General features: G+C 41.9%; 20 protein-coding genes. 8 read left to right on the top strand and 12 right to left on the bottom strand.

Going from position 1 to position 25,639, the window contains the following annotated elements; translation table 11 throughout:
* The first annotated feature begins 162 nt into the window (after window positions 1–162).
* The 3 genes from EHS15_RS11005 to EHS15_RS10995 are packed head-to-tail and all read left to right on the top strand — an operon-like array spanning window position 163 to window position 3,195.
* Window positions 163–1,473 (top strand): 3-hydroxyacyl-CoA dehydrogenase family protein, encoded by a 1,311-nt coding sequence (locus tag EHS15_RS11005; protein ID WP_135760623.1) that lies wholly within the window; start codon window positions 163–165, stop codon window positions 1,471–1,473.
* Between the two features lie 14 nt (window positions 1,474–1,487).
* Window positions 1,488–2,753, top strand: coding sequence for an acetyl-CoA acetyltransferase (locus EHS15_RS11000; RefSeq protein WP_135760622.1), 1,266 nt, complete (start codon window positions 1,488–1,490; stop codon window positions 2,751–2,753).
* Window position 2,754: 1 nt separating this feature from the next.
* Entirely contained in the window at window positions 2,755–3,195 is a 441-nt protein-coding gene (locus EHS15_RS10995; protein WP_135760621.1) for a hypothetical protein, read from the top strand.
* 83 nt (window positions 3,196–3,278) lie between these two features.
* Here the strand turns inward: EHS15_RS10995 and EHS15_RS10990 are convergent, their stop codons facing one another.
* Window positions 3,279–4,181, bottom strand: a complete 903-nt coding sequence (locus tag EHS15_RS10990) for an aldo/keto reductase (protein WP_135760620.1) — start codon at window positions 4,179–4,181, stop codon at window positions 3,279–3,281.
* Window positions 4,178–5,332, bottom strand: a complete 1,155-nt coding sequence (locus EHS15_RS10985; RefSeq protein WP_135760619.1) for an LLM class flavin-dependent oxidoreductase — start codon at window positions 5,330–5,332, stop codon at window positions 4,178–4,180. The genes EHS15_RS10990 and EHS15_RS10985 overlap by 4 nt, the downstream gene beginning before the upstream one ends.
* Before the next feature lie 91 nt (window positions 5,333–5,423).
* On the opposite strand from EHS15_RS10985, the gene EHS15_RS10980 reads away from it, so the two are divergent.
* Window positions 5,424–7,292 carry an SLC5 family protein gene (locus tag EHS15_RS10980; protein ID WP_246052088.1) on the top strand — a complete coding sequence of 623 codons (1,869 nt, stop codon included), beginning with the start codon at window positions 5,424–5,426 and terminating at the stop codon, window positions 7,290–7,292.
* 3 nt (window positions 7,293–7,295) lie between these two features.
* Here EHS15_RS10980 and EHS15_RS10975 read toward each other — a convergent pair whose 3' ends face one another.
* The 5 genes from EHS15_RS10975 to EHS15_RS10955 form a co-directional block, all read right to left on the bottom strand.
* Window positions 7,296–9,263 carry a PAS domain-containing hybrid sensor histidine kinase/response regulator gene (locus tag EHS15_RS10975; protein ID WP_135760618.1) on the bottom strand — a complete coding sequence of 656 codons (1,968 nt, stop codon included), beginning with the start codon at window positions 9,261–9,263 and terminating at the stop codon, window positions 7,296–7,298.
* Between the two features lie 10 nt (window positions 9,264–9,273).
* Window positions 9,274–10,518, bottom strand: coding sequence for an adenylate/guanylate cyclase domain-containing protein (locus EHS15_RS10970; RefSeq protein ID WP_135760617.1), 1,245 nt, complete (start codon window positions 10,516–10,518; stop codon window positions 9,274–9,276).
* Between the two features lie 22 nt (window positions 10,519–10,540).
* The gene (locus EHS15_RS10965; RefSeq protein ID WP_135760616.1) at window positions 10,541–11,251 is read right to left on the bottom strand and encodes an MBT domain-containing protein; all 711 of its coding nucleotides are present in this window, start codon (window positions 11,249–11,251) and stop codon (window positions 10,541–10,543) included.
* Window positions 11,252–11,376: 125 nt separating this feature from the next.
* Window positions 11,377–12,588, bottom strand: coding sequence for an NADP-dependent isocitrate dehydrogenase (locus EHS15_RS10960; protein WP_135760615.1), 1,212 nt, complete (start codon window positions 12,586–12,588; stop codon window positions 11,377–11,379).
* Window positions 12,589–12,626: 38 nt separating this feature from the next.
* Complete coding sequence (locus tag EHS15_RS10955) at window positions 12,627–13,208, bottom strand: hypothetical protein (protein WP_210416337.1); 582 nt, start codon at window positions 13,206–13,208, stop codon at window positions 12,627–12,629.
* A 90-nt stretch (window positions 13,209–13,298) separates the two neighbouring features.
* On the opposite strand from EHS15_RS10955, the gene EHS15_RS10950 reads away from it, so the two are divergent.
* Together EHS15_RS10950 and EHS15_RS10945 are read left to right on the top strand one after the other, a co-directional pair.
* Window positions 13,299–13,661 carry an LIC_13246 family protein gene (locus tag EHS15_RS10950; RefSeq protein WP_135760613.1) on the top strand — a complete coding sequence of 121 codons (363 nt, stop codon included), beginning with the start codon at window positions 13,299–13,301 and terminating at the stop codon, window positions 13,659–13,661.
* Between the two features lie 61 nt (window positions 13,662–13,722).
* Complete coding sequence (locus EHS15_RS10945) at window positions 13,723–14,781, top strand: hypothetical protein (RefSeq protein ID WP_135760612.1); 1,059 nt, start codon at window positions 13,723–13,725, stop codon at window positions 14,779–14,781.
* Window positions 14,782–14,804: 23 nt separating this feature from the next.
* Here EHS15_RS10945 and EHS15_RS10940 read toward each other — a convergent pair whose 3' ends face one another.
* Window positions 14,805–15,752: an MBL fold metallo-hydrolase gene (locus EHS15_RS10940; protein ID WP_135760611.1), complete on the bottom strand. Its 948-nt coding sequence runs from the start codon at window positions 15,750–15,752 to the stop codon at window positions 14,805–14,807.
* 88 nt (window positions 15,753–15,840) lie between these two features.
* Here EHS15_RS10940 and trmB point away from each other — a divergent pair, with 88 nt between their 5' ends.
* Window positions 15,841–16,509: a tRNA (guanine(46)-N(7))-methyltransferase TrmB gene (trmB, locus tag EHS15_RS10935; RefSeq protein WP_135760610.1), complete on the top strand. Its 669-nt coding sequence runs from the start codon at window positions 15,841–15,843 to the stop codon at window positions 16,507–16,509.
* A 1-nt stretch (window position 16,510) separates the two neighbouring features.
* Here trmB and EHS15_RS10930 read toward each other — a convergent pair whose 3' ends face one another.
* From EHS15_RS10930 to rsgA, 4 genes are all read right to left on the bottom strand, one after another.
* Window positions 16,511–20,107: a tetratricopeptide repeat protein gene (locus tag EHS15_RS10930; RefSeq protein WP_135760609.1), complete on the bottom strand. Its 3,597-nt coding sequence runs from the start codon at window positions 20,105–20,107 to the stop codon at window positions 16,511–16,513.
* Window positions 20,104–21,723 (bottom strand): LIC10124 family lipoprotein, encoded by a 1,620-nt coding sequence (locus tag EHS15_RS10925; protein WP_135760608.1) that lies wholly within the window; start codon window positions 21,721–21,723, stop codon window positions 20,104–20,106. The genes EHS15_RS10930 and EHS15_RS10925 overlap by 4 nt, the downstream gene beginning before the upstream one ends.
* The gene (locus tag EHS15_RS10920) at window positions 21,720–22,697 is read right to left on the bottom strand and encodes a FecR family protein (protein ID WP_135760607.1); all 978 of its coding nucleotides are present in this window, start codon (window positions 22,695–22,697) and stop codon (window positions 21,720–21,722) included. Before EHS15_RS10920 ends, EHS15_RS10925 begins: the two co-directional genes overlap by 4 nt.
* Window positions 22,698–22,766: 69 nt before the next feature.
* Window positions 22,767–23,720, bottom strand: a complete 954-nt coding sequence (rsgA, locus tag EHS15_RS10915) for a ribosome small subunit-dependent GTPase A (protein ID WP_135760606.1) — start codon at window positions 23,718–23,720, stop codon at window positions 22,767–22,769.
* 50 nt (window positions 23,721–23,770) lie between these two features.
* Between rsgA and EHS15_RS10910 the strand changes: the two genes are divergently transcribed.
* Entirely contained in the window at window positions 23,771–25,636 is a 1,866-nt protein-coding gene (locus EHS15_RS10910) for an ATP-binding protein (protein WP_135760605.1), read from the top strand.
* Window positions 25,637–25,639 lie beyond the last annotated feature (3 nt).

Below are 25,639 nucleotides of genomic sequence, written 5' to 3'. Positions count from 1 at the left end.
TCTAAGGACAATGGCAGGATTATGTCACATTATACTGTGGAGACCAATTTGTTTAGACGAAACGATTGCTCTTCCTGTAACAATTCTGACAAAAAAAACGATATTCCTGGAGGTTTCCTTTTCTAAAAAGGTAAGTAAAAATCACATTCGGAATCCAACTTCATGAGAGAAATCAAAACAGTTACGATTTTAGGTGCCAACGGAGCCATGGGCTCAGGAAGTGCGGGCGTTATCGCTGCCTTCGGCGGTGCTAAAGTCCACATGCTCGCAAGAGACGTAGAAAAAGCAAAACAAGGTATCGAAGCCGCAGTTAATTCTGTAAAAACAGACACAATCCGAGGCAGAATGATTCCAGGGTCCTATGATGCAGACCTGGAAAAAGCAGTTTCTGAATCAGATTGGGTCTTCGAACTTGTAGCTGAAAGTTACGAAGTCAAGGAACCAATTAATGCACGAATTGCGAAGTCCAGAAAACCGGGAACGATCGTTTCTACAGTATCTTCCGGTCTTTCCATCGGAAGGCTTGCCAATGCTTTCGATGAAGATGGTAAAAAACATTATTACGGAACACACTTTTTCAATCCTCCTTACAAAATGATTCTGTGCGAGCTTGTCACTCATGCAGGAAACGACAAAAAAGTCACGCAAGCTCTAGGGGAATACCTCGATAAAGTTCTTGGTCGTGCCGTTGTTTATACGAACGACACTCCTGCATTCGCAGGAAACAGAATCGGCTTTCAGTTGATGAACGAAGTAGCTCAATTCGCAGAAAAATATGCGGACCAAGGCGGGATCGCTCTTCTTGACGAAATCATGTCCGGTTATACCGGCCGTGCGATGGGTCCTTTGGCAACTGCGGACTTCGTAGGATTAGATGTTCACAAAGCGATCGTAGACAACATCTACGACAACACGAAAGACGAAGCTCATTCCACTTTCAAACTTCCAGGTTATATGCAAAAGCTGATCGATGAAGGAAAGTTAGGTATGAAGTCCGGTGGTGGTTTGACTAAGATCACAAAAACTGCGGACGGAAAAAAAGAGAAATTCGTCTACAATATCAAAACCGGAAGTTACGATCCATACCCTAAATTCGACATCGCATTCATCAAAGAAGCACGTCAAAAAATCAAAGAGTCCGATTACAAAGGTGCAATGGAAGTTGTAAAAACCGCAAAAGGTTTGGAAGCAGACATCGCAAGATACTTTATCAGCCGTTACATCAGCTACTCTCTTTCTCTTGTGGGAGAAGTTGTTGATTCGAAAGAAAACACGGACGGAGCTATGGGATTCGGTTTCAATTGGGTTCCTGCATCCGCATTCGTCGATTTCCTAGGCGGACCTAAAGAAACAATTAAGATCTTGGAAGCGTCTAAAATACCGGTTCCTAAATTACTTTCGGATGCGAAACCGAACAAAAAATTCTACGAGTTAGGCGATAAGCTGGATGCTCGTTCTCTTTTCAAAGGCTAAGGCAGGAGACTATTATGAGTGATAAAGTATTCGTTCTCGGTGGAGAACAAACCGATTTCCAAAGAAACTGGTCCAAAGAAGGCAAAACCTTCATGTCTATGATGAGAGAAGTCATGGAAGATGCTCTCGAAAAGACTGGAATCGAATATTCCGAAATCAAAAGACTGAATAAAGAAAACAGAGTCGCTGTTTTCGTGGGAAACTTTGATGCGGAACAATACACGAACCAAGGCCACTTGGGTGCTTTTTTAACCGAAGTAAACCCTGCTTTCTACGGTGTTCCAGGCGCTCGTTATGAAGCTGCTTGTGCTTCCGGATCCGTGGCTCTAGATGCAGCCATCACTCACGTTCGTGCGGAAGATTACGATTTAGCGATCGTTCTCGGAATCGAAGTGATGAAAACCGTATCTTCTTCCGTAGGAGGAGACTTCCTTGGAACCGCTGCTTATTACGAAAAAGAAGCTAAGGGAGTCCAATTTCCTTTCCCTAAACTTTTCGGAAAACTAGCAGATGTTATCTTAGAAAGATACGACCTGAAAGAAGAAAGATTCATGGATGCTCTTGCTGAAATTTCCAGAATCAATTATGCAAATGCAAAACGTAACCCTAAGGCTCAAACTCGTTCTTGGTTCATGAACAAAGAACACGCTGTGGCTCGCGGCGGTGCGAACAATATGGCAGTGGGTGGAAGACTTTGTATCTCCGACTGTTCTCAAGTAACTGACGGAGCGGCAGTCACTGTTCTTGCTTCTAAAAGTTATGCGAAAGACTACGCAAAAAAGCACGGAAAAGATTTAGGCGACATCCCTCGCGTGAAAGGTTGGGGACACCGTGTAGCTCCGATTACATTCGAAGCTAAAAAAGACGAATCCGTAGGTGACAAATACATCCTCCCTTGGACTCGCCAAACGGTAAAAGACGCTTACAAAAGAGCGGACTTGGACGTGAAAGACATCGATGTTTTCGAAACACACGATTGTTTCACTTCTTCCGAGTATGCTGCGATTTCCGCATTCGGAATTTCCGATCCAGGTAAGGAACACATCGCGATCGAAGAAGGAACGATTGACTTCGGCGGTAAAAAACCGATCAATCCATCCGGCGGTCTCATCGGTGTAGGTCACCCGGTAGGTGCTTCCGGAGTTCGTATGATGCTTGACCTTCACAAACAAGTGACAGGAACAGCAGGCGACTACCAAGTGAAAAACGTGAAAAACGGTCTTATGTTGAACATCGGTGGTTCCGCAACCACGAATATGGTGTTCATCGTAGGAAAGTAAGATGAAGTCTCCAAACACGGAAACTTGGAACCGGATATTAGTCCGGTTCCTTCTTGCGTTTGCGTTTTGGGAAGCGGTTGCTATCCCATTACGCATGTTATTTTTTTCCAAATTTTATTTCGATCCTTCCTTACAGTCGTTATTCGTTTCGATGACGGATGTATATTGGCTGGGACCTGTCGCTGGAGATTTGATCCAGTCGTTATTTATGGCGATCCTTTTTGCTTATGCAAGAGAAGGTCTGCCGGAAGGACTTTTAGGCGGCCTTGGATTCGGGATTTTATTCTCTTTGGGGGCTGTGGTAGGTCCTACATTGTTTCTTTCCACGCTGACTCAATTTGCTCCCACTTCCCTTTTATGGGTTTGGGCAGGATACCAAACTCTATTTTCTATCGTAGCCGGTTCCATCTATTCCATAGGCTGGGATTCGGAAGAAGAGTAGCAGAACTTCGAGGGGAGGAGGGTATACTCTCCCCGCCCTGATTGAAGGGTGGGGAACTGAACCCGCCACCCAATGCCTTTCATTTAAGGGACTTCTCTTCCTCTCCCCTTCTCTAAAATCTCGAACCATTCTTCTCTAGTCAGAGGGAACTCAAATGCTTTCACTGCGGAACGGATTCTTTCCGTATCGTTCGTTCCCAAGACAGGAATGAGGTTTGCCGGATGACGCAAGTACCACGAATACAAAATCTGATCCGGCGTGGCTCCGTATTTTTTCGCCAAAACATCCAAAGACTGCTTCAAATTCTTTTCTTGTTCCGTATTAGGAGAAAACACTCTGCCTCCCGCAGTCGGGGACCAAATCATAGGCGCAAATCCGAATTGAAGCGCTTGGTCGAATGTTCCGTCAAACAAAGGTTCCGTGTGAAAAGGATGAAACTCTACTTGGTTTGTGACTAAAGGAAAATCGCATTTACTCTGTAAAGCGGCAAACTGCGAAATTGTAAAATTGGAAACTCCGAACGATTTCACTTTCCCGGAAGTTTTTAATTTTGTAAATGTAGACGCGACTTCTTCCGGATGAAGGAGAGGGTCTGGTCTATGGATCAAAAGAAGATCCAAAGAAGGAACTCCTAAATTCCGTAAAGAATTTTCCGCCGAACGGAGGATATGTTCCGATCCAGTATTATAATGTTTAGTACGTATGTTTGTATTCGGGATTTGAATTCCCGTTTTGGAAATCAGTTTGATTTTGGTTTTCCATTCCGGTTTTTCCGCAAGCGCCTTTCCGAAAAGTTCTTCGTTCCCGAAGTTTCCGTAAATATCCGCATGATCGAATGTATCGATCCCTAAAGAGAGACAGACTTCCACTTTCTCCAGAATTCTTTTGGAAGAATTCCCTTCCTTGTCCTCATGAAGTCTCCAAACCCCGTATACAAGTCTGGAAAAAACAACTTCTTTCGAAATTTGAATCGGATGCAACGTCATTTTCTAACTCCTGTAGTAAGGGGTGTGACCGGTTCGAAATCGGGAAGCCTTCCTTGTGCTTTTGCAAAATGAATCGTATCCAGTTTAGGAAGAACCTTATCCGCAAAGACACGACATTCATCTAACAAAGGATATCCGGAAAAAATAAAGGCTCTGATTCCCATAGAAATGTACTTTTGAATTTTTTCGTAAACCTGTTCCGGAGAACCTACGATTGCGGAACCGCAGCCTGAGCGGGCAAGACCCACTCCGGACCAAATGTACGGTTCAATGAAAAGATCCGAATCCGCATTTTGTCTCAGTTCATCCTGTCTAAGCACACCTGCCGACTTGGAATCCAAAGCCCTGTGTTTGATATCATTCGCTTTTTCCAAATCCAATTTAGATAACAATTGTTTAGCGGCATCTCTTGCGTCTTTTTCAGTATCTCTTACGATCAAATGAATCCTTAAACCGAAATCGATCTTTCTTCCGTATTTCGCCGCTCTCTGGCTTAAGTCTTTCATCGTCTCTGCAAGTTTATCTTCCGTTTCAGGCCACATCAGAAATACATCGCAGAACTCAGCACATAACTCTCTTGCATGTTCCGAAATTCCCCCGAAATACAACAAAGGCCCCCCGTTCACTTGGTAAGATTTCACAGGATCCGAAGGAAGATCGAAATCATAGTACTGGCCTTTGAATTGAATTCTGTCTCTGGTCCAACCTTGCTGCAGAATTTGAATCACTTCTTTTGAAATTTGATATCTTGTTTTGGAATCCTTAACAGTCCCGGGAAGATCGGAAGAGATAATGTTGATATTCAATCGTCCTTTCAGCATATGATCCAAAGTGGAAAGGGTTCTGGCAAGCATAGGAGGATGAATCTCCCCACATCGAATCGCAGTCAGAAGAGAAATATTTTTAGTAAAAACGGATGCTGCGGAAGCGAAACTAAGAGTATCTTGCCCCACCTGATAAGATGAAGGAAGTAGAATATTCTGATACCCTAATTCATCGGCAAGACGGATGATATTCGAACAATGTTCGAAACTGGACCTGAGTTTGCCGTCAGGCACCCCTAAAAATTCGTAATCTCCGTTGCATAAATCGCAAAACCAAGCCACTTCTACCTTTTTTTCGGGGGAACGAATCTGTAAATTATCCTGCATAACTACAACATTTCTTAAAAATTAGAGGAATCTTCAAGATAATTTAATAAAACGGAACATTTCCTTGAATAATATACAGGTTTTGTCTATTATGACAGAATATTCATCCGCTATGATTTCTATTTGGGACACAGTTTTCTTTCTTTGTACTTTTTTCCTAGTGCTTGGGGTAGGCCTGTATGTAGGAAAAGAAGAAAAGACCGCCAAAGATTACTTTTTGGGAGGAAAAACCCTTCCATGGTGGGGAGTGGCAGGCTCTCTTTTCGGAACGAATATCTCCGCCAATCATCTGGTAGGAATGTTAGGCATCGGCTTCTCAGTAGGATTCGCACAAAGCCATTACGAATTCGGATCCATCTTTGCCATTTTGATTTTAGCATTCGTTTTTCTTCCGGTTTTTCGCAGAAATAAATTCTTCACCTTATCACAGTTTCTCGAAGGAAGATACGGAAAAACATCCGCACTCTTCTATTCATTGATCGTTCTAATACTCATCACCATCCAGCTGACTTCGGGATTATATATAGGAGCCAGAGCCTTTCTTCCTTTTTTGGAACAATCTTTCCCTTCACTCACTTATGAAAAACTTGTGGTGATACTCGCACTTGCCTCCACCATTTATACCTGGTTTGGCGGATTAAAATCTGTAGTATATACGGATGTGATCCAAACCGTTCTCATCCTTTTATCGGGATTGGTTCTTGCCTATCTCACTTTGACAAGACCGGAAGTGGGCGGCATCTCAGGTCTTTTGGCCAAAGAAGCGGCAGATTTAGGAACCGGCAGGATGAGTTTATATCTTCCTTCCGATCATCCTTTACTACCTTGGTCAGGGGCACTCAGCGGTTTATTTCTACTTCATATTTTCTATTGGAATACGAACCAATATGTCGTTCAACGAACATTAGGTGCATCCAGTTTAAGAGAGGCTAGGAAAGGAATTTTAGCGAGCGGCTTTTTAAAGCTTTCAGTTCCTTTTTTTTCCATACTCACAGGTGTTGCGGGTTATCATATTTGGAATCATTCCGGGCAAGCGGAAGGAATCGATCCGGATGAAGCCTTTTCTCAATTGGTTCTTCTTATCGTTCCGGCAGGTTACGGATTGGTAGGAGTGATTCTTGCCGGTCTGTTAGGTGCAATTTTCTCATCCATCGACTCAATGCTTCACTCCGCAGCCACATTATTCACGATCGATTTTTATCTTCCTTTTAGAAGAAGATGGAAACAACAAGGAATCGAAGGCAAAGAAGACAAACAAACGGAAGATGAAGATTCTCTAAAAACAGGAAGATGGTTTTTACTTTTTTTCTCCGCATTCACCACATTACTGGCGCTGCTGATTCACGACCCTCATTCCAAAAAGAATTTTTTTCTGGAACTTTCGGCTCAAAGTTCCCATTTCACTCCAGGCATTTTGGTAGTCTTCCTGTTCGGCATTCTATGGAAGAAGTCGGAAGGAAGATCCGCTTGGATCACCATATTGATGGCTCCTATCGTTTCTTTTCTTTTGCCAGTCCTTTACCATTCGGTAGGATGGGAATCTGTTTACAAAATCTTCGGACAAGATCTCAATTTTCTACACAGAGTGTTTTTAGTGGTGATCTTCTCTTCCCTCTTTCATTTTTTTCTAAGTCTTTTTCTTTCTGCAAAAAATCGAACACAGAATTTAACATCGCAAAACAATCGATTATCGAAAAAAAATAAGTTTTATATCCTGCTGAGCTTCGTCTATGCGGCAGCTATCGGAATTTTAATCGTATTCAAAGTTTCATTCCCCGCGGACAACAAGACTTGGGCCGTTTTGGGTTTCGGGATCACTGCCATATTGTCTGGATATATATCTTACCGTTATTCTGAATTGTTTCCCAAAAAATTCAGACGTAAGATATTCTGCAGAAGAGACGAATGGAGATTCGGCCTTCTATTTGCTTTAGTCATCAGCTTTTACTTTTATTTTTAGCCGCTATCCCAACCAGTGGCTCAATACTTCTTCCAAAGCTTCTGGATCGATCGGCTTGGCAAGATATCCGTCCATCCCTGCATCCAGGCATTTTTCTCGATCACCTTTCATTGCATAGGCGGTAAGTGCGATGATAGGAATTTTTTTATTTAGAACATTCGAACTTTCGGAACGAATCACTCCTGTCGCTTCGAATCCGTCCATTTCCGGCATCTGACAATCCATAAGAACCAAATCGTATTCTGCGATTTCCAAAGCGGATACCGCTTCTTTTCCGTGATTGACGATCTTAGCTGTGACTCCGAATTTACGAAGAATGCCGGAAATCACTATTTGATTCGTGGAATTATCTTCGGCAACTAATATGCGTTTACCGTTAAAGGTTCGAATTTTTCTTTTTTCTATTCTGCCGAATGCAGGAAAATCGGACTCTTTGGAATCTGGAGTGCCCCTGAGTTCGAATTTAGTAGTGAACCAAAACACGGAACCTTGTCCCAAAATACTCTGCACTCCTATATCTCCCCCCATAAGCTCTGACAATTGTTTGGCGATTGCTAGGCCGAGACCAGTTCCTCCGAACTTGCGGGAAGTGGATGCCTCTACTTGCAAAAAAGGATCGAATAGATGAGAGAGTTTGGATTCAGGAATTCCAATCCCAGTATCGAACACGGAAAATTTAATGGTATGGAATTTATCGGCTTCGTTGATTTTATTCACAGCAAGACGAACTCCTCCTTTTTCCGTAAATTTAACCGCATTTCCCACAAGATTGATTAAAATTTGCCTAAGTCTTGTAGGGTCTCCCATATAAAAAATAGGCATTGCAGGATCAGGCTCGTAGGAAAGATAAATCCCCTTTTCCTTGGTTTTAGGCTGGAAGAGCAAAAGCACATTCTCTAAAAGTTTGCCCAAATGAAACTCGGTCAGCTCCAGTACCATCTTTTTGGCTTCTATTTTAGAAAAATCTAATATATCGTTGATGAGCTGCAGAAGGGACTCTGCACTGGTTTTGACTAAATCGGCATATTTACGCTGATCGGGATTTAGATCCGTGTCCAAAAGAAGATGAGACATCCCTATGATTCCATTCATGGGAGTTCTAATTTCATGACTCATATTGGCCAAAAATTCACTCTTTGCTTCGTTTGCGGATTTGGCTGTATCTGCCATTTTGTTCGAGTGGTCGATAGCGATCAGAAGTCTTTGATTTGCTTCTCTCAACTCCTCTCTCGACTTTAGAATCTCCTGTTCGGCATGAATGCGGTCCGTGATGTTGGATGCGACTCCGATGAGGAGAGGAATCTCACCAAACTCGTCTAAGATGGGTATGAGTTGAATCGACCAAGTTTGTTTTTGGTTTCTGTCATCTGCGAAAAATTCGAAAGTGATATTGTTTTTCACTTCCAAACAAGATCTACAGCTTCTTTGGATAGATTCCGCCTGTTTTGTTTCGAAAATTTCAGAGATGGTTCTTCCGAAGATTTCACTTTCGGATTTGTTGATCCCGTCTTGGAAAGAAGGATTACATCCTAAAAAACGAAACACACTGTCTTCTTCCACTTTAAGAATGAAGATGGAATCGGACACCGCCTGAAACACGGTTCGATAGAGATTTTCTCTTTCTCTTCTCGTATGAATATTAAAAGCGCAAGTTAGGCGGGCTTTCCCGGATCTCCAAGGAATGATTGTGTCTCTACATTCGTAAAACTCGCCTTCTCTTCCGAATTGTCTTTCGTAAGAAAGCGGCCTCGCATCCTCGGACTCGTTCGTGTCCAAGATGGAAGAACTCCAGGTAAAGAAAGAAGAGACAGGTTCGTCGGTTTCTTTGGAAACCTCGTCGTCTGCGGAAATATTTCCCCAGATGTTTCTACCGTAATCGTTTACAAAAAGAATTTTCCCGCTCGCTAAATCGGATACGTACACCAAAGCATCTAAAGAGTTCAAAATGTTTGTGAGTATCTGAGCATCCATATTAAAAGTATTACCGCTTCACTTCTTCCGGAATTGCGTAAATATTTCTGGGATTCGCAAACCCCTTTAACTTATGTTCACCTATATTTTCCCACCGAACTCCGACTTCCCTCGCAAATTCCTCAGAGGCAAGAACGGCCTTTTTTAATACGCCGCACATTCCGGCAATTCTGCTGGTAAGATTAACAGCTTCTCCGATGACAGTAAAGTCCAATCTTTCTGGAGAACCGATATTTCCGTACATGATCTCCCCTAGATGAAGCCCCACTCCGTGGCGGATCGGTGTTTTTGTCTCCTTAATCCTCGTTTTGTTCAAAATACGCAGGTCTTCGAATACTTTTCGAACGGCAATCAATGCTTTTAATCCTACCCTTTTTCTATAGCCGTTCTCATAAGGAAACACCGCAAGAATTCCGTCCCCTAACATCTTCAGAACTTCGCCGCCGTTCTTTTCGATATTCGGGATGACCACTCCGAAATAGCCATTTAACAATTGTATCACTTCTTCGGGAGAAAGATTTTCACTTAGACCCGAGTAGTTACGAATATCGGAAAACCAAATAATGGAATTGATCTTTTCCAGGTCGCCCCGATAGACTTTCCCGGAAGAAACAAGAGAACCTGTATGTTTTCCAAGGTAAACCCCTAGCAGGGATTCTGTGATCTCTGACTGCATGAATCCGATCCATCTAACGGAGAAAATGGGGATCACTTTTTCCAAAAAATTGAGTTGTTCTTTTGTAAATCCTTCCGGCCTGTCCGTAGCAAGACTCATAAAAGCGAAAGGATCTCCCCCCTGTAAAAAAGGAATCACCACATAACCGGTGGTATTGTACTGCGCCAGCTCCTCCAAAATGGAATAGGGAAATATGTTCCCTGAATGTTCCAAAAACGAGAAGTAATATGTCTTCCTAGTCTTCAAAACATACTGGATGGGGCTTGCCTTGAACTGATCCGTGCGGGCTGCTCCTACGGTGAATCTTGCTTCCTGTAAAACTCCTTCGGGATAGTTGTATGTTTTACTGGAATGAAATAAAGGCGCCTGCTGAACGTTGAGAAGATTTTCGAACTTATTGACAACCCATAGGTAAGCCACAGTTTCCACCTGAGGATGAAGAGTTCGATTTCCCATATTGGCGCGAATGATGGAAAAATCCTCCTGGAGGAGAAATTTAATAAAAGAATTGAATGAGGCGCTCGAATTTGTATCGTTTGCCATCACAGTGATGTACCAATCTATAAACCGTTCTAACATAGAATTCGAATATAATAAACTCCTATTTTAATTCCAATACGAGCTCGTAATCTCCGTCCAAAACGTCTTTGGCTCCGGAAACACCGATAAAGACCCTATAGGAATTTCCCACTGCCCTCAGTTCTACGGACTGAGGTTCGGAAGGTTTGGAAAAGTCGGGCTGACCGATCCAAGTAGGGTGGGATGCTTCACAGCTAACGGCCCCATAGACTTTCGGAGGGACATATTTCGGATCGAAACCGCTGAACGCGTATAAATTGATTCTTTTTTTAGGATCTTTCGGTTTTACAGTGATCTTCAGTTCGCTCTTTTTAGGAAGATCTGTCCAATAGAAGACTTGGTTTCCTTCGAATTCCACGTTTCGGATTCCGGGCCAACAAGCCATACTGCTCGACTCCGCCCATTCCAAATCTTCCATTACATTTCCAGTCTTGAGATTGCCGTTCACAATGACCGTTTTTTTCTTTTCCGATTGAATGAACTGAACCCCTTCGATCTCCCCTCTTTCTTTCAATCGATCGGATGAAACCACTTCATCATAGCTATCCGAATAACCGTCGTAATGGATTAAGTATCCGTCCTTCTGAACTTTTATGATGATACCGCTGTAGTATTTCCCGTCTTTAGGGTCTTTTACTTCCACTCGATTCCCTTCCTTATAGACAGGAACTGACCATAAAGAACTAAAAGCGGATGCGATTAAAATGAATATTACGAAGACAGAAATTCTCATATTTCCTCCCGGATGAAAATCCAGCGACACTCCAGATGATACCTATCTTAGAGATGGATCAAGAAAATATTGATTTAATTTCTAAGGAGAATCCCTACCTCAGGACGAGGTAGGGAGAAAGGGTTTTACTTTAATTTAGAATCGAGTTTCTTTTGAACCGCTTCCATAAATTGGAAGGTATCTAACTCTTTTTTGGTGGAAGCAGTAGAAAGAGAAAGAAGATCTTTCGTCATCTCTCCACCTTCGATGGTTTCGATGATTGCTTCTTCCAATTTCACAGCGAAGTTCACTACGTCCGGAGTTCCGTCCAACTCTCCTCTTTTCGCAAGAGCACCCGTCCATGCGAAGATAGAAGCTACGGAGTTAGTCGAAGTTGTTTCTCCATTTTGGTATTTACGATAGTGACGAGTCACTGTTCCGTGAGCCGCTTCGTATTCGTATTTTCCATCCGGAGAAACAAGTACGGAAGTCATAAGTCCTAGAGATCCGAAACCGGAAGCCACCATATCGGACATTACGTCCCCATCGTAGTTCATAAGAGCCCAAAGCATTCCGCCTTCGTTTTTCACGATCTGCGCTACCGCATCGTCGATAAGGAAGTAGTTGTAAGAAATACCTGCAGCTTTCAATTCAGCTTCTTTTTTCTTCGCCATTTCGTCGAAGATCTCACGGAAACGAGCATGGTATTTTTTAGAGATAGTATCTTTTGTTGCGAACCAGATGCTGATCTTTTCGGACAATGCGTAGTTGAAACATGCTTGTGCGAAAGACTCGATGGACTTGTCCACGTTGTGCATCCCCATAGCAACTCCACCGCCTTTGTATTCGTTCACAAGAAGACGTTGTTTTTCCTTACCGGAAGCATCCGTATAAACGAGTTCCACTTTTCCAGGACCGTCGATTAACATTTCAACGTTTTTATAGATATCACCGTAAGCGTGACGTCCGATTGCGATAGGCTTTTTCCAAGAGTTGACTGCTGCAGGAATGTTTTTGATGATGATCGGTTTTCTGAATACGGTTCCGTCCAAGATGGAACGAATGGTTCCGTTAGGAGACTTCCATTCTTGTTTCAAATTGTATTCTTTTACGCGTTCCGCATTCGGAGTGATGGTAGCGCATTTAACGCCTACGCCGTGTTTCTTGATCGCATTTGCGGAATCAGTAGTCACTTGATCGTCTGTTTGATCGCGATAAACAACACCAAGGTCATAATATTCGAGTGTGATGTCCAAGTAAGGATAAATGAATCGATCTTTGATTTCTTTCCAGATGATTCTTGTCATTTCGTCGCCGTCTAGTTCGACTAACGGTGTTTTTACTTTTATTTTACCCATGTAATTCTCCTGAAGTGTATTCTTTGTTATTGTTTCGCTTATGATTCATGATTGATAAAAGGCGCCGCATGTTGGTTCCACAGAAAATGACAGAACTCAGTGGAATTATTGATCGCACCTGCGATTGTATGGATTCCCGAAAGAGAGGCGTATCGTTTTTTAAAAGCATCTTCTTCAGATAATTTGGACAAACGATCTTCTAATCGAAGTAAGGTGAGTCTCCAATCTTTCAAAAGTTTATCTCTCTGAGGACTTGATTCCTTAATTTCCAATTGTTTGGCGGAATCGATGGAGATATCCAAAAAACGTACGGGGAAAGCGGGAGGAGTGTATTTGTCTCGGATGGATTCGATATCCTTTTCCACTTCGTTCTCCTGATAGGGAGCGAAGAAAAAGAGAGAACTCACTCTCATAGAAAGGGGAAGATAAAAGGAAAAATTACGATCGTAGGCAGCCATCTCATCCACGGCCCAAGCGATGGATTTAGGACGGCCTTCTCCCGAAAACTCATACTCTTCTTCTGTCAATTTTGCAATTTGCTGAAAGGTGTATTGAGTGAAACGCAGCTTTTCGATCCAGAATATTTCAAGAATATGAGTGAGCATGCCCGTTTCGTTCATTTTCCCGAAAGGAAACATTTTTTCAAGTGAGAATCCGATTTGGGGAACCAGTCCGTAACTTTCCCGCCTCCCTGTTCGGAGGCGGAAACAATGAGCCAATCAACACAGGAATGGAAAGAACTCACATCCAAAAAGGAGGAGTTTCTTCATATTTTGAGAGTTCTCAACCATTATTACGAGAGAATCGGAACCAAAGTAACCGATTTGTTTTTATTTAGGCAAAGACTGGTCCAATCCGACCCGTCCTTAGTCAAAATCTATCTCTCCAAAATCGGTGCTTACGAATATTTCGTGAAAGCCTCTTTGGAAACGGAAAACAGTGAACCGCAAACCTGGCTCCACATAGACGGAATTGCAGAAGAAAGAAACCGAATGAAAGAGATCGGAAACAAAGAACACCCTGTATTTCACATCACCTGTTTGAGCGATCTGTTCGAACAAAATACCGCCTGAGAAAGAAGAGTAAAAAGCATTCAGTCAAAAATAAATTGATTCGAAATGGTATGGTGGTTATATGAAGCGAATGTCAAAACTAAGGAATTTTCTCCTGTTTTTGGTTCTTTCCGTAAGTTTGCATTCCGAACCGGGAAAACCTGCCCGACTCAATTCTCCCGGCGATTTCAGAACCCAAATTCATTCCGAAGAAGGGTATCTGCAAGCCTGGAACTTCTCTCTTCGCAGCACTCATTACAAATTGTTCGGAACCTTTCTCGTCAGTAATTTCGGACCAGGCAGTAAAAACAACGGGATCAGCGTTCTGATCAAATACAAAGACGAACCTATTTATTATTCCACGAAAGAATTCGATTCGAACGAATTCGGAATGAAAAAAGGACAGTTTTTTCAACAAAGCGGGGAAAACTGGATGGATTTCAAAGACGGAAAATATTCCATCCACATGGTGTATCCGGAATGGACGATCGATCTGGAAATTACACCTAACAAAGGCGGTGTAGCTATTTCGGGAGGAAAGTTCCCGTTGAACGAGGAAGGACGATTCGTACAAGCGGACATTCCCGTTTCTTTCGGCAAAGCCAAAGCGGTCATCAACCATAACGGTGTCATCGAAGAAGTAGAAGGCACAGGTGGCATGGAACACATGTTAACCAACTACGAAGTCTATAAATTCTCCCGCAAATGGGAAATTGCAAGAGCCTTAACCAAGGACGGATACAGAATTTTTACGGGAGGTTTTATCGGAACCGATTCTTTCCCGGGAGGAAATTATCGTAAGGTGGCGGTTTTGAGTCCGAGCGGCAGTTTGATTTTCGAAGGAACCGTAGAAAGGGAAGAGATACTTTCCGAGGAAGAAGAACCTATTTCCGGTTATATCCTGCCGAAAAAAGAAAAACTGTATTTTCAAGGGGAAAGTTGTTATATAGAAGTGAATAAAACCAAGACCATCGCAGCCATCAGCGCTTTGGAAAATATATCAACGGTTTTGAAATTTTTTATCCAACTGTTTTTCGCAAAACCATATCAGATTCATTCCGAAGTGGATATGGAAATAAATTGCCCCGTTTGGTCCGGCAAAGGGAAAGGAATCCATTCCAATTATCTGATCAACAAATAACCGTCTACCGATTGATTCTTTGTTTATAAGATGAAGGATTGGCCTTCATGTGCGATATGGATTTTGGTTTTTTCGGGTTGAGTCGCTTTTCCTTCATCCAAGATGATTCGAATCACTTCATGATCGTCGTGATCAGGTTCGTGATGGGTAAGTACCACGGATTTGATTTCCATCATCTCGGCAAATTCCACCGCCTTACCTACGGCAGTGTGTCCCCATCCTATTTTTTTCTCCGCCTCAGCTGTGCTGTACTGTGCATCGATCACGATGAGATCCGCTCCTGCAATATGAGGTTTCAATTGCATCAAATGGGCACGGTCTTCTTCTCTGTATTCCACATCCGTGCAAAATAGGAAATACTTGCTTCCTTCTCTAACACGATAACCTGTGCAGCTTCCAGGATGACGCAAACCGAAAGGAATCACTTTTAAATTTCCTATAGGGTACGATTCGAACTCTTTCCAAAGATGAAAATGTTTTTTGGAAGCCATTTGATGTAAGGTGATGGGAAAGTTTTCAGGATGCTGTTGACGAATGAGTCTCTCTTCCAGATTTTCGATGGCGGAATAAAAATGAATGTTTGTAGTAGGAGAGTATGCTGGTTTAAAAAAGGGCCAGCCTTGGATATGATCCCAATGAGTATGAGAAACTAAAACGTTGATATCCATTTCCTCACCACTGAATGCGAGAGGAGCCAATTGATTGCCCAGAATTCTCATCCCGGTTCCCATATCGAAAATAATTTTTTCTCCTGCGTCCCCTTCTAGATACACACAAGTGGTGTTTCCCCCCAAGTCCTGATGAAGAGGCATAGGCAAAGATTCCAAAAACTTCTCTTCCGAAAAACCTTTCGGGTCTTTCGTCCATTCTTCCTTCGCCATTTTGAGGACTTTCAGCATTTTCTCCTGCTGTTCCTTTTTTGAAACAGGAGTAGGGAGAGATCCTCGCACGCCGAAAAGAGTTATTTTCATTACATTCCTTTTGGAAATCCTGGTTTTGTGGGAAGATTTTTGCCCACAACGATTCCAAATATAATCATCGGTAGAAAGCGGTAGATCCTTGTTAGTAAATCCACAAGTCCAAGAAAAACTATGGAAGTTCGCCTTACGAACTCCCTACCACACAGACTATCTCCTGCACCCTAAAGAATGGGGGAAAAAAATCGATCTAAAAAAATCTTTTCCGGACTACATAGAAAATTACTGGCTGGAGATGGGATCAGGATGGGGAGAAGTCGCCATCGAACTTGCCAGCAAACACCCGAAAACCGGCTTCCTTCTGATGGAAAAAAAAATAGATCGAATCGTTGCCACGGAAACCAAACGAAAAGCACTCGGTCTAGAAAATATCCGTTATATGACATTGAATTTCCAATGGTTCTTCACTGAAGTTTTGGAAAAAGAAATCTTTGACACGGTTCTCATCAATTTTCCTGACCCTTGGCCCAAACGCAAACATCATAAAAACAGACTTATGCAGCCGGATATGCTTGCGGACATTCATTCCCTGCTCAAGCCGAACGGAAATATATTATTTGCGACGGATTATGGGCCTTATGCGAGGAGATGTATATCCTTATTTCGTAAAATCAAAGGATATGAATGGGAAGGTTTGGAATATTCCTTTGCCAGAAACGAATCCCTCCCTCTTTCTTTTTTCGAAACGGAAAAACAAAAAGAAGGAAAAAGGATCTATTATCTGGAACGAAAAAAAGTGGACATGATTTAGATCAATCCACAGTAACGGTTGTTATTTTTTTTCCGTCTCTTTCCGATTTCCAAGGAATTGTTTTTTTCTTAGAGGAACCGTTGGAAAAACTCAAAGCTTTTTCCTTCGCTTCCAATACGCTATCTCCCAAAGAGTAACGAACTTCCGTATCGGAAGGCAGACTTTCTTTCCATTTACCGCCTTCTTTCCAAACGAATGTTTTTTCGGAAGTTCTTACGTGAATTCCGTCCTCTCCTTCATAATGCCCTAATGTTTTAGCGCCTACGGAAGGAAGAGAAGTGAGTTTGGATTTGGAATCGATTTCCAAATAACCGGTTCCTAATTTCACCAAACAAGAATGAGCAAGACAGCCGACAATTTCCAGTTTATCGGAAGGATCTTTCTTCAAAACGGAGGCAGGCTTCGGTTTTTCCTCCCAAGAGGAAACGGAAGAAAGCAAAAATTCTTTTTTACTTTCACGAACCGTTACAAGTGAGCCGGAAGTTGTCAAACCGAACGAATGTAAGTCGTTTCCTTCCCACTCAAAGTTTTTGTTTCCATTCATGTCCAAAACAAGAAGTTTTTTGGAAGAAGATTTAGGATTCGTTGCAAGATAAAAAATGGAATCTTCATTGGCGGCGGCTTGTTTAACTACGAAACCTTCCAATAGATTTTTTTCCAAACCCAGTTTGCCCGAATCAGGATAGATCTTTTGCAGAAGACCTGCCCTAAATGCTAATAATTGTTTGCTGGCCACCAATTTGGAATAAGGAGAAGAAGTATAAAGTTTCCAAACCTGCTCCTTGGAATTGCGGTCAAGCCCTACAACGGAAGTGCCGTAATTGAGAATGATTCGATTGGGATAAAGGATCGGTTTCTCTGTGATCGATCCGGACAAACTGATGTCCGATACCAAAATGCTCTCTCCATTCTCCGTGTCCGAAGGAAGAAGGCTTGCATACTTTGTATCAGGAAAATCTTTCAGGATTTGAGCTCGGACAGCACTTCTTTTGGTTTTGATTTTATCATCCGGCTCTTCTTTGTATTTCGCATCCAAAATACGGAAATGAGCATACAGTGCTTCTGCGGTTGTTTCTTCCTTCAGAACGGAAAGAACGGATTTTTCCGCCTCATCCAATTTGTTTTCTTTGAAGTAGATGTAAGCAAGTTGGATCTCACCGTCTTTAAAATCAGGATCCGATTTTTGAATCGATTGCAAAAGTGATTTTGCTTCTGAAATTAAATCTTCGTTGAAGTAAGCGATCGCTAAGTTGTAAGAGGACAATGAAAATTGAATGTCTTTTTCTCTGGCTTTTTCGAATTCTCTTTTGGCGGAATCGGTCTGTCCCAATTTGTAAAGAGTGATCCCTTTGGCCACATTGGAAGGAGCAAAACTTCCGTTCAAAAGAATGGACTTATCGAATTGATTCAAAGAAGTTTCGTAGTCTTTCTTCTTCATGGAGATAAGTCCCAGCATATAATAGCTGTAATAGGAATCCGGTTTTTCTTTCAGGATGGATAGGAACCCCTCCTCCGCTTTGGATGTTTCTCCTTTTTTAAAGAAAAAAGCGAAGATCCCTTCTCTGAAAGAGGATGCGTTGTCCTTATTTTCCTTAGCGGCTCTCTCCAAAATGGAAATTCCTTTTTCTTCCTCTCCCTTCGCCATATAACATTCTGCAATTTTCACAAGAAGATTGGCTTTAGGAACCTTATCATAGGCTTTTTGGTAAGGAACGATTGCTTCATCGTATCTTTTTTTATCATAAAGGCGATTTCCTTCCCGAACCAAAGGAAGGATTTCCGCAAAACGAGTGTTTTCCTGAATTGTCTTTTCCGTTTCAGCTACTTCAGGAATTTCTTTCGTGAACTTCTTTGATTTTTGAATGAACTCAATCGCTTTGGAGTAGTTCTCTTTTCCGTTTTCTTCTACGGCTCTCTTATAATACAAACTTCCCAATCGATAGTTCACTGCGTCGTTCTCAGGGAATTTTTTCTTTAAGGAAAGATAGGTGGTCTCCGCTTCATCCCACTTGCCTGCGTCTTCCGAAATTCTTCCCAAAGTGATGGCAGCGAAAGGATCTTCATTGGAAATTTTTTCCAATCGTTTGATGTATTCTTTTTCCTTTTTGGAATCACCCGTTTTTGCATAGACTCTGGCAAGTCCTTGAACGGAACCTAAGTGATTCGGATCCAATCGAAGAGCCTCCAAATAGGAGGATTCCGATTTTTTATATTCATTGAATGCGAAGTAAGCCTTACCGAAAGCACTATGCCCCACTGGATCGGAAGGTGATTTTCCTAGAGCTCTTCCGTATTCTTCCAAGGCTTGTTTTCTCTTTCCTTGTCTGAGAAACGAATCCCCTTTTGCGATGTAAATTTGCGATTCAGCTAAATCTTTCGCCTTTTTGATCTCTTCTTTCTTTGCCTGAGGATGAGATTCCGCCTTTTTCAAAACTTCCAAGGCCTCTTCGTTTCTTCCTTGATCTAACAATACGTATGCGAGATTGATCTTAGGTTCGAAGAAATTTTTATCCCAATTCCCTGCATCCTGAAAACTAAGAGTCGCCTTTCCTGGTTCACCCCATTTCCATTCGCAAATTCCTTGTTTGTTCTTCAACTCCGCATTTCTAGGATTTTTTTTCAGTGCGAAAGAAACCGTTTTGAGGCATTCTGAATAATTTTTCTTTTTGATATATACGTTTGCTAAACCCAAATAACCGTTCGGGTAACCGTCGAGCAGACCGACGGATTTGCGGAAACTGTTTTCGGATTCTCCGTAATTCCCTTTCAAAAAATAAGCATTTCCGAGAAAAGACCAAAGAGAAGCGTTAGACGGTTGTAAGTCGACGGCAGCTTTGAATTCCGCAATCGCAGAATCGTAGTTCTTTTTGGCGACCGCATCGTTTCCTCTCTGGATGAGAGAAGCGATCTTAGTGGATTGTTTCGCTTCTTTTGCGGACTTTAAATCGGGCTGAAGTTTTTCCGCCTTTGCAAAGTAAGATTCCGCTTCCTCGTATTTTTTCAACTCCAAACAAACATCGCCCAACTGGTTCAAAAGTTCCGCAGGATAAGGAAACCCTTCGTTTTTCTCCAAAGGTTTCAAAGTCACATAACTTTCGTCATATCTCTTTAAGTTTTTCAGAAGGATTCCCGTTTTATATTGGTATACAGGTTCTTCCGGTTTCAATTTGGAAAGTTTTTGATATGTGGAAAGAGCTTCTTCGTTTTCTCCCAAAGTGGATTGAACCGTTCCCAAACCGATCAGAAGTTTTTCGTTTTTAGGATCTAAATTCTCACCTTGCAGATATGCGGATTTGGATTCTTCGTAGTCTCCGATTTGGTATCTGGAAGCACCTAATAAGGAATATCCGTCTACGGATTCGTATTTTAAATTTGCTTCCTTGGCCGCTTGAATGGCTGCTTCAAAATTTCCTTTTTGGAAAGATAAATTTCCATCCGCCAAAATTTGACGGGATTCTTCGATTTTTTGCTTGGAAGAGGGATCCGCCTGAGAAAGAACTTTGTCTTCTACGGAAACGGATTTAAAATCCCTGGACTGACATTGATACAGAAGACCTATAGAGAATAAAACAGTGATAATACGGAGAGTTGTTTTCATTTTTTTATTTTCTCCTCGAATTGAATCATATCAGGGTATTGGATTTTGATTCCACGGAGAGGATTGCCGTTCAAAAAAGAATCGGAAGGAGTTAGGATGGCTATATTCCAAAGAGTTGTGAAATCCCAGGCTTTTTCCAGGATCAAACTATTCCCCAGATACAACTTCAAAAGTTTTTTCTCAGGATCTGTTTCAATACTGATCTCTCTTCCTTTTAAAGGCTCTTCCGATTTCCATCTGTAAGAAGAACGAACGATGGATTCTTTTTCTTCCGGGGAAAACTGCACAAGATGAAAATCCGTTTTGTCAACAATGACAAGTAAAGAATGGGACTCTTTGTCCGTTACGAAAAAACCAAGCTTACCGCCTAATTCTTGTGATACCCCTAATTTCACTTCTGCACGAATTCGATCCGGGATCATATCTTCCGAAAAAACACCGTACCATCCGGAAGGAAGATTGGCGGATTTACCGAACGTAAGTTTGTCGGGAAAGGTTGCTGAAAAATGAGGAGAAATGCTGGAAGGATTCCAAAAATCGGCAGCTTCCCAACCGATACCTTCCTCTAGTGAAATAGGAAGTGCCAGACTTGCGATCGACTTGGGACGAATCACTACTTGGGACTTAGCATATTCGAAATTTTCGCTTCCTTTGGTGCGGACATATTGCACGGAATAACTCCCGTAAGGAACTCCCGATTCTGCAAATTGAGTTTTTCCTTTTTTCTGACCGGCAACGATCACATCCAATCCGGAAGGATAACTGGATAAAACGAAAGTTCCCTGGGAAATATCGTCGTTCCATTCTTGAAAGATGCGGCTTGTTTTTCCTGCACGAATCAATATGGATCTTTGCACTGGATCTTTTCCCGGTTTAGAAAAAGACAATACGTGCTTTCCATTTAACATGGAATAATCGATAAGAGGCGCTTTTCCGATTTCTTTTCCATCCAGAAGAATTTGTGTTCCTGGAGTGGTGGAGAACACGGAAACCTTTCCTCTTAAAGTAGAAGAAAGAACGGTTTGAATTTCGGATTCTTTCGGAGAGGAAACCTCCGAATAATAAGACAATACGGAAGGAAAAAGAGGAACTAGTCCCGTTTTATCATGAAAAATTTCGAATTTTTTCTTTTTGGAAGAGGATGGTTCTTTTTCCAATTTGAAAGCGAATAACGAAGAACCGAAGTTCTGCGAAAGAACAGGGTCCTTGTAATTAGCGGTAAGCGATAAACTCTCGTTTGTTTTGGAAGCGTTCAGTTCCAAAACCACATCAATGTCTTTCGTTTTGAAAAAATCGGTATAATCGGAAGATCCTGCAGGAGCAGGAATATATTTTCCGAAGGTAGAATGAGAAGAGACAATTCTTTCCTCTAAGAAGTTCACATCCACCGAAAGGAAATCCTTAGGGATCTCCTTCCAGAGGATTGTGAAATGAGGAAGAGACTTATTTACCGTTCTTTCCCGATAGTCTTTCCCGGAAGGGGTAGGCTCTACAATTCCAGGTTCAATGCTTTTGAAAACCGGTTTCGCAAATGAGGCGTTTAAAGTCTCGATTTGAGTTACGGAAGCACATCCTGACAATACACAACAAAGAACTAGTAAATAGGCATATCTCATTTATTCTTATCGAAACTCTCTTTCGCAGGCAATTTTAAGGATTCTTTTTGCACATCTTTTTTGATGTATTTTGATTCTTCAATGGATTTAGCAGTAGTGATTACTTCATCCGATTTGTTTTTGATCGTATCTTTCTTTTTGATGGCAGTTTCTACTTCATTCAAAGAAGATCCTACATCCATTTGTTTGAGTTCTTCACTGTTGGATCTCAATTCGTTCGTAAGAGATTCAAAGCCCAACATTTTGGTATTTTCGAACACCAACATTTCTTTTAGGTCGGATAAAGATTGAGAGTCCAAAGGTTTCACCATCTTTTCGCTTAAAGAAGATTCGTTTCCTACGGTTGCTTCTTTCTTTTTATCCAATACGAGTTCTTTTTCGGAATTCGGTTTGCTGATCGCAATGGTTCCGTCTAAGACCACATACTTCACAACACAGTTGTTCGAAGCACAAGCTACAGTGCCAGATTTGGAACCGGGATCTTCTACGCTGGTAAGGAAAGAAGTCCCTCTCACACCCGCAATGGAAGTAGGAGTGACGACTCGGAAGTTTTCCGATTTTCTTTCTTTGCGCAGAACGGTTACTAATTTTCCGTACTGAAGGTTCACTTCGGTGTTTCTTCCTTCATCGTGAGAAGAGAAGGCATTGCTGATGCTGAGAGATGTGTTTTTTGCAAGTTTCAGAATTCCATCTTCACCTAACAAAATCTCAACACTGCCGTTGGCTCCGGTCACAACAGTATCCGTTCCCTGGAGAGCATCACCTAATACGGGTTTCAATTGATTCCCTTCTCGGAGCACTACCACATCCCCTTTGATGAAAGCGAGAACGGCAGATCTTTCCGAAACGGAGTTTGTCGATTCCTGAGGATTGACGGAGACGTCTTTAGAATCTTTTTGACAGTAGAACGAGAAGATAGCAAATACTGCCACGATTAAGATGGGTTGGATGCGAAATGTTCGAACGGTTTTCATATAGAACCTCCCCTACGAAAATAACATTCTAAGTTTATGTAACAACTGAACCCTTTGCAACTCTTTTCCCTAATATCTTTTTGTTACAGCTCTCGACCAATGGTCTCTGCGGGTGACTCTGTGGGGTTTTTCCAGACTCTCAAACATGGATTCTAGGCTTTTTTTGCGGGATTCCGTTAAGTTTTCCTCGAAATGGGAAAGCATATTGCATTGAGGCCCCAAGTCACAGCAATAGGAAGATTCACATTTCTCTTGTGCGCCTTGTAACTCGGGAAAACTTTCCAAAAGTTCTTGTTTGGTGAGGTGCAGGATGCCCCACTCCTTCACTCCGGGAGAATCGATGATCACAGTGTTTTCTTCCAGAAACACTGCCAATGAGTTTGTGGTAGTGTGTTTTCCTTTTCTGGTAGTGCCGCTGATCTGATTCGTTTTTTGCACACTTTTTTTCGTTAGGTGATTCAAGAGAGTGGATTTACCTACTCCTGAATTTCCGCAAAGGAAGGTTCTTTTTCCCCGAAGAACATCCCAAAGAGGTTCCAGAGAAGATTCATTCTCTACGGAAATACTCATCACTTCGTATCCCAAATTTCTATAAGAATTTTCCTTAAGTGATTTTATTTCTTCGGGAACCAGATCGGATTTCGTAAACAAAATCAAAGGTTTGATTCTGGTGTGATAAGAAGCAACTAACAGACGATCAATGAAACCGTCTTTCGTTTCAGGATCTTTATAAGAAGCGAGTATGGCGACTTGATCCAGATTCGCGCAAAGAACATGAGTGTCTCCATGATCGCTCTTTCTGGTCAAAAAATTTTTTCTATCTTCCTTGCTGAGTATGACCCATTCTTCTCCCGGGCCGGCCTCGGCATATACCTCGTCACCGACGACAAAAGGATGTCTGTCTTCCGAATTTTTTAATCTCAATTTGCCTTTGAGAACGGCAAGAACATAGGAAGTCTTTTCAGAGTATAACTCATAATAGGCTCCGAAGATTCTAGCGATTGTAAATTGTTCTTTACCCAAAAAAATTTCCAGTTATAATAAGGATCTTCTTCCAAATTACCCGTACAATCATGAAGATACAAGTCATCTTTCCTTTTTGGATCCAATATTCTTTGCCGGTTCTCCTCTTCTTTTTCACGGCTTTTCTGTATCTTTCGGAATCTTCCCTTGCGGTCGTCTGCGGAAGCGGCTTTCTTTTTTTTCTCTCCTCCGTTTCGATTCTATTACAAAAAAAACGAACCGATTCGATACAAACTCTTTCCTCTACGGAAATTCCCAAGACAGCTCCTCAAGAAGAGGAAAGGCCGACCAAAAGGGACGAATTGGTACAAAACCTTTTCGCATTGGAAAAGTTCAAAGAAGAACTCATTTCCTTCAACGACCCGGACAGAATCAGCCAAACCATCTCCCAATATCTCACTGCTAAAATTCCTGCGGAATTCGTAAGAGTTTATACTTGGGACGAAGCGGACGGTCATTTCCGCCCCAGACCCTATCCCAAAGAAAAAGATTGGAACACGGAAGCCGCCGGTCTCCCTGTGTTCGATCCCTTCTTACTTTGGTTATCCGATCGAGAAGGAATTCATCTGAAAGAAAACTTCGCAGAAGAAAAAACGATCAATCATTCCAAAATCAAAGAATCCGCACTCGCTTTCTTTCAAAAAACCGATTCCGTTTTGGTGGCAACTCTTGCTATGAAATCCAGTTTGGTGGGTTTTATCCTTCTGGGAAAAAACAAAAAGAACAAAAGTTACGGACTGAACGAAATCGAAATCATTTTAGAAATACTTTCCGTTTCTCTCATGTCACTATCCAATTCCATGATCTACCAGCAGTTAGTTCACCTAACGGAAACGCTAGAGGCGAAAGTGGCGGAAAGGACCAGGGAATTGGAAGAAGCTCAAACCCATCTAGTGCAGTCAGAAAAAATGGCATCTTTAGGGGTAATGGTGGCAGGGATCGCCCACGAAATCAATACTCCTGCAGCAGTCATCAACGGTTCCTCTGACAATCTGGAAGCAAACCTACTCTATGCATTTTCCCATCTATCCGATTTAAACATTCTCATTCAAAATCAAGAAATACGAAATGTTTATATGAACCTGCTTCTTACCTTAACCAAAGAAGATACGAAAGAAAAAATCGATCCGAAAGACAAATTCAAACTTAAAAAGGAAGTCAAACAAAAGTTAATTGCGGAAGGAATGGGAGAAACGGAATCCCTCGACCTATCCAACTTCCTGATAGAGAATGCCATCCCTCATCTGGAAAAAGATTTGATTCGAATCAGAAAGGATGGAGGCAAAGAAGTGTATGAAATGCTTCGTAACAGCCTGAGCCTTCACAGAAATATCAAAAATATAAAGTATGCCATCAAAAACATAGTCCGTATCGTAAAGGCTTTGAAATATTATTCCCACTTGGGACAGGCCTCTTATGCGGATGCGGATCTACATGAAGGTTTGGAAAATACTTTGGTCATCATGCAAAACCAAATCAAACAAGGAGTAGAAATAGAAAGACAATACTCTTCTCTTCCTTTGGTTCGGTGCAATATAGACGAATTGAATCAGGTTTGGACAAATCTCATCACGAATGCACTCCATGCCATGAAAAAAACGGACAAACCGAAACTGACCATCTTCACAAGAGCGATCGGAGACAATTATGTACTAGTAGGTTTCGAAGACAACGGGTGCGGAATCACTACTGAAATCAAAGATAAAATCTGGGACCCGTTTTTCACAACCAAAGACCAAGGGGAAGGAACGGGACTTGGTTTGGGAATCGTAAAAGGAATCATCGAAAAACACAAAGGAAGAATCGAAGTGGAATCCCAGCAAGGATACACTCGATTTTTAGTATATCTTCCGTTAGATGGACCTGGAGATGTCCCCAGTATACCTAAAGAAATGATTCGGGAAATCCGAGGTTAAAAT

The sequence above is a fragment of the Leptospira idonii genome (assembly GCF_004770995.1).
GTDB classification, from domain to species: domain Bacteria; phylum Spirochaetota; class Leptospiria; order Leptospirales; family Leptospiraceae; genus Leptospira_A; species Leptospira_A idonii.
This window is presented reverse-complemented; position numbering and strand designations above follow the sequence as displayed.

Excerpts from the sequence above, each read along its gene's own strand:
- EHS15_RS10980 (WP_246052088.1), top strand. The coding sequence starts at position 5,424 with ATGACAGAATATTCATCCGCTATGATTTCTATTTGGGACACAGTTTTC.
- EHS15_RS11005 (WP_135760623.1), top strand. The coding sequence starts at position 163 with ATGAGAGAAATCAAAACAGTTACGATTTTAGGTGCCAACGGAGCCATG.
- EHS15_RS10955 (WP_210416337.1), bottom strand. The coding sequence starts at position 13,208 with ATGAACGAAACGGGCATGCTCACTCATATTCTTGAAATATTCTGGATC.
- EHS15_RS10910 (WP_135760605.1), top strand. The coding sequence starts at position 23,771 with ATGAAGATACAAGTCATCTTTCCTTTTTGGATCCAATATTCTTTGCCG.
- EHS15_RS10985 (WP_135760619.1), bottom strand. The coding sequence starts at position 5,332 with ATGCAGGATAATTTACAGATTCGTTCCCCCGAAAAAAAGGTAGAAGTG.
- EHS15_RS10950 (WP_135760613.1), top strand. The coding sequence starts at position 13,299 with ATGAGCCAATCAACACAGGAATGGAAAGAACTCACATCCAAAAAGGAG.
- EHS15_RS10965 (WP_135760616.1), bottom strand. The coding sequence starts at position 11,251 with ATGAGAATTTCTGTCTTCGTAATATTCATTTTAATCGCATCCGCTTTT.
- EHS15_RS10930 (WP_135760609.1), bottom strand. The coding sequence starts at position 20,107 with ATGAAAACAACTCTCCGTATTATCACTGTTTTATTCTCTATAGGTCTT.
- EHS15_RS10975 (WP_135760618.1), bottom strand. The coding sequence starts at position 9,263 with ATGGATGCTCAGATACTCACAAACATTTTGAACTCTTTAGATGCTTTG.
- EHS15_RS10990 (WP_135760620.1), bottom strand. The coding sequence starts at position 4,181 with ATGACGTTGCATCCGATTCAAATTTCGAAAGAAGTTGTTTTTTCCAGA.
- EHS15_RS10920 (WP_135760607.1), bottom strand. The coding sequence starts at position 22,697 with ATGAAAACCGTTCGAACATTTCGCATCCAACCCATCTTAATCGTGGCA.
- EHS15_RS10970 (WP_135760617.1), bottom strand. The coding sequence starts at position 10,518 with ATGTTAGAACGGTTTATAGATTGGTACATCACTGTGATGGCAAACGAT.
- EHS15_RS10995 (WP_135760621.1), top strand. The coding sequence starts at position 2,755 with ATGAAGTCTCCAAACACGGAAACTTGGAACCGGATATTAGTCCGGTTC.
- EHS15_RS10940 (WP_135760611.1), bottom strand. The coding sequence starts at position 15,752 with ATGAAAATAACTCTTTTCGGCGTGCGAGGATCTCTCCCTACTCCTGTT.
- EHS15_RS10960 (WP_135760615.1), bottom strand. The coding sequence starts at position 12,588 with ATGGGTAAAATAAAAGTAAAAACACCGTTAGTCGAACTAGACGGCGAC.
- EHS15_RS10945 (WP_135760612.1), top strand. The coding sequence starts at position 13,723 with ATGAAGCGAATGTCAAAACTAAGGAATTTTCTCCTGTTTTTGGTTCTT.
- EHS15_RS11000 (WP_135760622.1), top strand. The coding sequence starts at position 1,488 with ATGAGTGATAAAGTATTCGTTCTCGGTGGAGAACAAACCGATTTCCAA.
- EHS15_RS10925 (WP_135760608.1), bottom strand. The coding sequence starts at position 21,723 with ATGAGATATGCCTATTTACTAGTTCTTTGTTGTGTATTGTCAGGATGT.